This window comes from Dehalococcoidia bacterium (assembly GCA_022449765.1).
Taxonomy (GTDB): domain Bacteria; phylum Chloroflexota; class Dehalococcoidia; order Lucifugimonadales; family Australimonadaceae; genus UBA2963.
This window is the reverse complement of the sequence record JAKUPZ010000027.1, coordinates 1-6096: the sequence shown is the minus strand read 5'-3', so window position 1 is coordinate 6096 and position 6096 is coordinate 1. Positions and strand designations below refer to the sequence as shown.

Below are 6096 nucleotides of genomic sequence, written 5' to 3'. Positions count from 1 at the left end.
ATTATTTTAGCTGTCATCACTGCAATTGAGGTTGGCGTTTTCTACCTAGAGTTAAGCTCCTTGGCAATGACGCTAATACTACTAGGTCTCTCTGCTGCCAAGTTTTACCTCGTAGTCATGTATTTCATGCATCTTAAATTCGATGATAATCGCTTTTTAATGCTCTTCGTGGCTCCTATGGGTATTATGATAAGCATCATGTTTGTGTTACTAGCAGTGTTCTTAAAATTTGCTGATTAACTACGAATTGACTACTGCTCTTCATTCTGAACTAGGTACCTAATAGATGGACTCCTCACTATGGCTCAAATGGAGTACTGACCCTGTCGTATTAATTGGTATACCAGTGGCAGGAATTTTATATGCGAGGGGCCTACAAACTCTTAAGGAAACCTCGAGATCTCATCACTTTGGGCGAATAGCCTGCTTCTACATAGGCTTATCGTTGTTATTCATTGCACTTGTAAGCCCTCTTGATTACCTTTCAAGCCAATTGTTCCTTGCTCATATGACTCAACATATGATCTTGATTTTCTTTGCAGTACCTGCACTTCAAATAGGCGCTCCCCTTATTCCAATTTTAAGAGGGACACCAAAATCATTTAGAAAAAACGTGCTAACTCCAGTAATTACGTCTCTTTCTATCAGATATTTATTGCGTTTAATCTTCAAACCACTCATTGCCTGGCCATTATTCATAGGGTCATTAGCGATCTGGCATTTCCCTTTTGCCTTCGAAGCTGCAATTGAAAGTGATCTCATACATTTCTTTGAGCATTTTGTATTCGTAGCCGGTGCATATGCATGGTGGTGGAACATCATTGATCCCTTCCCTTTACGATCTAACCTTTCCAAATTAGCCAAAGTCCCTTATGTGTTTATCACTATCGTTCCTGGTTTTGTACTGGGTTCATTCCTGACTTTCGCGCCCGAAGCATGGTACGAAACTTATAACACCACCACACTCGCCTATGGCGTTAGCGCACTTGAAGATCAGCAGATCGGAGGATTGATAATGTGGATACCAGGCTCTTTTGTAATAGCCACAGTATTGCTCCTAACATTGCGTTCAGCTGTACGTGCGGAAACTAATCAACAGCTTCAAAAAGAAGCTGTTGATAAATAATTCTGCCTTTTTACTTATGCTGCGGAAAGATTGTATACCAGTGCAAGAGAACCCACGTAGGCAGGTGGAATAGCAAACGTCGTATATCTGAGCCATCTCATTGCCTGAACCTTGAAACTCATCACTATCAAGAATCCAGTAGTCATAAGCGCGATCGCTGATCCTGCCGCAACAAAATGAGAATTATCCATTTCTTGAAGTATCGGACCACCTGTGTAAAAGAACCCCGCAATAGGAATAACAAATAAGTTAAATGCACAACTACCGTAAATATTACCTATCACCAGCGCATATGATTTGCGAAGCGCTGCAGCGACAGTTACTGATGCTTCAGGAAGAGTAGTGACTATGGAGACTAGTAACACCCCTATAAAACTACGCCCCAACCCAGTAGCCTCGGCGATCCCATCTGCGCTCAATGCAAGAACAGGTGCAGCTGCAAGAACAGCAAGGCCAGCAAGACCAAAGCCAATCCAAGCAGGCCGTTGGTTCGCCCAGGAAGTATCAACATCTGATTCTTCCTCCACCTTGTCACTTCCCGCATCATAAACAAGCTTCATTCCCAGAAAGTAAGATGCCGCAATGACTAGCGCTCCAACACTTGTAGGACCTAATCCCCAGTCACCCAAAGCACCAAAAATCACAGAAATAATGCCAATACCAATCGCCACCACAATCAAGGTCTGCGTATCTTTAGTTTGGTTCCCAAAAATGTTTCCTATCCCAAATGCTATAGCGACAAGCGATATGGTGAAAATATTAATCATATCTGCACCATAGACATTACCTAATGCAAGCCCAGGTGCAGGTGGATCTACGAAAACAACTGATGAAATATTTGTGACCAATTCGGGTAAAGAAGTTGCAACGCTTACGAGAATGGTCCCCACCCATAGTGCGCCCCATCCTGTCAGTACCGCCAAATCATCACCATACTTAGCCAGCGCAATCCCAGCAAGCACAACAACCACAGCGCTAGCTAAAAAGGAAGGGACGGCAATTATTAAGCTATCCATAATATTTCTACCTTTATTATTAGAGTGAACTTAATGCCAGCATGAAATGGTGTAGCCACGTTTAAATCCGCAAGGTATGATACCCGAACTCCGCTCAAAAATTCAGGTGAACCATGGCAGATATTAACGCATTATCACAAATCGCAGGCTCTCTAGTAGCTCCTTCTAAGGGAATACTAGCAGCTGATGAAAGCTCGGGAACTATTAAACGCCGCTTTGACAGTATCGGAGTGGATAGTACCGAAACAAATCGACGAGATTACCGAGAAATGCTTTTTAGGGCTGAGGGAATAGAAAATTACATCAGTGGCATTATTCTTTACGATGAGACTTTGCGGCAATCAGGAGCCGACGGAACGGCACTGGTAGATGTACTCCAAAGCAAAGGTATCATACCGGGCATTAAAGTCGACACTGGAGCAATGCCATTAGCAGGATTCCAGGGTGAACTAGTTACTGAAGGCCTTGATGGCCTCCGAGGTCGACTAGAAGAGTATTATCGAATAGGCGCACGCTTTGCTAAATGGCGCGCCGTAATAACGATAGGTAATGGAATCCCTTCAGACACCTGTATCGAAGCCAACGCCCATGGCCTAGCTAGGTATGCTTCTCTGAGTCAAGAAGCGGGGTTGGTACCTATTGTTGAACCAGAGGTTCTGATTGATGGAGATCACACTATCGAGGTTGATCAAAATATCACCATCAAAACCCTAACAAAGGTCTACGAAATGCTGGATCTTTACAAAGTGTCGCTAGAAGGTACGCTTCTCAAGCCCAACATGGTTACCTCCGGATCAAGCTCCTCTAATCGAGCTCCTGCTACCGAAGTCGCCTCCAGAACAGTAGAAGCTTTCGAAAAATCCGTTCCTTCATCTGTACCTGGAATCGTTTTTCTCTCGGGAGGACAACCAGATGATGAAGCTACTTTAAATATGAATGAAATTGCACTATTTGGTCAAAATAACAACGCACCGTGGGAATTAAGCTACTCATTTGGTCGTGGCCTACAAGCGCTGCCTTTAAATACTTGGCTTGGTATAAAAGAAAATGTCCCTTCGGCACAACAAGCATTTATTCAGCGATGCATACTTACTAGTGCCGCTCGCCAAGGTAAATATTCTGCGCAAATGGAAGATGAACTAACTAGAGCTAACTAAACGTAAGTCTTATCTGCTGCTCTACATATCTTGCTTTTTCACGAGCCTCTACTATTGAGTCGCCGCATGCAAGAGCCACTCCAAGTCTTCTATGCCCCTCAATCTCGGGTTTCCCAAATAATCTCACGTTAGTATTTGCGAGGCTCAATGCTGCATCAATTTGCCCGTAGCTGATTACGGAAGAATTACCTTCTCCCAAAATTGCGCATGATGCCGATGGTCCGAATTGATTAATATTTGGTATTGGTAAGCCCAAAATAGCGCGTATGTGAAGCGCAAATTCAGATAAGTTTTGTGAAATTAAGGTGACCATGCCCGTGTCATGGGGCCGAGGCGACACTTCACTAAAGAAAACATCCTCGCCTTTTATAAATAGCTCTACCCCAAACACTCCGTACCCGCCAAGCTCGTCAGTTATGTTTTTGGCAATTTCTTTGGCCTTGATCAAAACCTCGCTGCCCATAGGATGGGGCTGCCATGACTCTCGATAATCGCCATCTATCTGGAGATGACCAATAGGGTCACAAAATGAAGTCCCTTGCAAATGCCTAATAGTTAGTAGTGTTATTTCATAATCGAATGATACAAACCCCTCAACAATGACACGAGGAGTGTCTCCTCTTGCATTATTTATTGCGTATTCCCAAGCATTCTGTGCCTCAGACTTAGAATTAATTAAACTTTGACCTCGTCCAGAGGAACTCATAACAGGCTTTATGATTGCGGGTAGTCCAATTTGCTCCAAAGCCTCGAGTACTTCATTATGACTTGTCGCAAATTTATATGGTGAAGTAGGTAAGCCTAAATTAACTGCTGCTAACTCTCTAATACCCTGCCTGTCCATGGTTAATTTCGTGGCGCGTGCTGTCGGTACAACATTCCAGCCCTCTTTTTCTAATTGGATCAAAGAGTCAGTATTAATTGCTTCTATTTCTGGAACGATTAAATGTGGCTTCTCGTTTTCTACAATTGATCGAATGGACTCTCCGTCAAGCATGGAAATCACATGGCTCCTATGTGCAATTTGCATTGCAGGGGCATTCTCATATCGATCGACCGCAATAGTTTCAACACCTAAGCGTTGCGCCTCAATAGCCACTTCTTTCCCAAGTTCCCCAGAACCTAACAGCAATAGCCTTGTAGAATTACTAGCTAATGGCGTCCCTATAGAAATCATGTGACTAATCAAACCTAATCTTGTCTAGTTGATCCAAGTTATGAATTGAGTCAATCCACCTAACAGTGCCGGAACGCGAGCGCATAACTAGAGATTGGGTTGTAGCACCGCCACCAAAGAAACGAACTCCTTTGAGCATCTCACCTGAACTGGCACCAGTAGCTGCAAAAAAAACGTCATCTCCGCCGACCATCTCAAAAGCATCATAGACGTGGTCAAGATCCACACCTTCATTAATTGCTTTTCTCTTTTCTTCATCATCTCGAGGCCATGGCTTACACTGGATTGCTCCTCCAATGCACCTTATTGCAGCTGCAGTAAGTACGCCTTCAGGGCTTCCACCAATACCCATTAATACATCTACTCCACTTTCAGGTAACGAGGCCTGTATACCAGCAGCAACATCACCATCTGAAATTAACTTTACGCGTGCTCCAGCCTTTCTCACTTCATTTAGCAAATCAGTATGACGAGGGCGATCAAGAATGACTACAGTTACTTCTCCGACACTTCTGCCTAATGCTTTCGCTATATTTTGCAGATTGTCTTTTACAGGAGCGCTTATATCTATTGCATCTTTTGCCTCAGGCCCTACCGCAATTTTGTCCATGTAAAAAATACTGCCTGGAACCTTCATCGAGCCTTGGTTCGCCATTGCAATAACCGCAATTGCTCCAGGAAGTCCTTTAGAAAGCAAAGTAGTTCCATCTATTGGATCGACTGCAATATCAATTTTTGGATCAGAGCCATCTCCAATCCGTTCACCCAAGTACAGCATAGGAGCTTCGTCTTTCTCCCCTTCACCAATGACAACCACTCCATCCATGCTGATACCATCCAAAGTGTGACGCATGGCATCAACAGCGGCTTGATCTACCAGCTCTTTATCGCCAAGGCCCATATAGCGCGCTGCCGACATGGCAGCCGATTCAGTTACACGAACCAGCTCCATCGCCAGGTTCCTTTCAATTGGTTGACGCGTTTTCTGCGACATCGCAAGCCTCCAAATCATCAAGTGTCAGAATTCTAGCAGCGTCTACGCCCTATGAGAAAGCAAATTTGCAAAATATATGTATCCTTAAAGAAATGAATATTGCGCAAATAACCAGTATCTACATTCCAGTACCCCCTCCCACCCATGGAGGCACTGAAATAATTGTCAGCCTAATTACAGAAGAACTGCACAAACGACATCACAATGTACATCTTTATGCCTCTGGTGACTCAGTAACTGAAGGAACCTTACATGCTATAACTGATCGAGCAACATTAGATCAGATAGAACTCACAAGATATCTAGAGAAAGAACTAGAAACTAGAAACTCGTTTGAGCTTTACAGGGATGCAGATCAATATGACGTTATTCACGCGCATTGGCCTGTATTGGCTCCATATTTCTCAAAATTCACAACAACCCCGACAGTCCTCACTTACCATTACATCGAGCCCGAACTACATAAGTACTACAAGCAAAATTTTCCTTCTATTTATCCCATCTGTGTAAGTCAGCGACAAGCTGACTTGATAGGTGATCCTGAGCTACCGGTAATCCATAATGGACTTAACTTCAAAACCACGATCTTCAACAACGACCCTGAGGATTACCTTGTACTTGTTGCA

General features: G+C 43.7%; 7 protein-coding genes. 4 read left to right on the top strand and 3 right to left on the bottom strand.

Annotated features, from left to right (window positions below; all coding sequences use genetic code 11):
* Positions 1-240 (top strand): cytochrome C oxidase subunit IV family protein (locus MK127_08190; GenBank protein MCH2532770.1); only part of this gene is annotated, 240 nt, incomplete at its 5' end.
* A 46-nt stretch (positions 241-286) separates the two neighbouring features.
* Positions 287-1126: a cytochrome c oxidase assembly protein gene (locus MK127_08185; protein MCH2532769.1), complete on the top strand. Its 840-nt coding sequence runs from the start codon at positions 287-289 to the stop codon at positions 1124-1126.
* Between the two features lie 14 nt (positions 1127-1140).
* Here the strand turns inward: MK127_08185 and MK127_08180 are convergent, their stop codons facing one another.
* Positions 1141-2142 carry a hypothetical protein gene (locus MK127_08180; protein ID MCH2532768.1) on the bottom strand — a complete coding sequence of 334 codons (1002 nt, stop codon included), beginning with the start codon at positions 2140-2142 and terminating at the stop codon, positions 1141-1143.
* A gap of 113 nt (positions 2143-2255) precedes the next feature.
* On the opposite strand from MK127_08180, the gene MK127_08175 reads away from it, so the two are divergent.
* On the top strand, positions 2256-3299 hold the full coding sequence (locus MK127_08175) for a fructose-bisphosphate aldolase class I (protein ID MCH2532767.1): 1044 nt from the start codon (positions 2256-2258) through the stop codon (positions 3297-3299).
* Here MK127_08175 and purT read toward each other — a convergent pair.
* Positions 3292-4476: a formate-dependent phosphoribosylglycinamide formyltransferase gene (gene purT / locus MK127_08170; protein ID MCH2532766.1), complete on the bottom strand. Its 1185-nt coding sequence runs from the start codon at positions 4474-4476 to the stop codon at positions 3292-3294. The genes MK127_08175 and purT overlap by 8 nt on opposite strands.
* Positions 4477-4480: 4 nt before the next feature.
* Positions 4481-5470: a class II fructose-bisphosphatase gene (gene glpX / locus MK127_08165; GenBank protein ID MCH2532765.1), complete on the bottom strand. Its 990-nt coding sequence runs from the start codon at positions 5468-5470 to the stop codon at positions 4481-4483.
* Positions 5471-5562: 92 nt separating this feature from the next.
* Between glpX and MK127_08160 the strand changes: the two genes are divergently transcribed.
* Positions 5563-6096: glycosyltransferase (locus tag MK127_08160; protein MCH2532764.1), on the top strand; the 534-nt coding region annotated here is incomplete at its 3' end.

Coding starts and splice junctions, on each gene's coding strand:
- MK127_08175 (MCH2532767.1), top strand. CDS start 2,256: ATGGCAGATATTAACGCATTATCACAAATCGCAGGCTCTCTAGTAGCT.
- glpX (MCH2532765.1), bottom strand. CDS start 5,470: ATGTCGCAGAAAACGCGTCAACCAATTGAAAGGAACCTGGCGATGGAG.
- MK127_08180 (MCH2532768.1), bottom strand. CDS start 2,142: ATGGATAGCTTAATAATTGCCGTCCCTTCCTTTTTAGCTAGCGCTGTG.
- MK127_08185 (MCH2532769.1), top strand. CDS start 287: ATGGACTCCTCACTATGGCTCAAATGGAGTACTGACCCTGTCGTATTA.
- purT (MCH2532766.1), bottom strand. CDS start 4,476: ATGATTTCTATAGGGACGCCATTAGCTAGTAATTCTACAAGGCTATTG.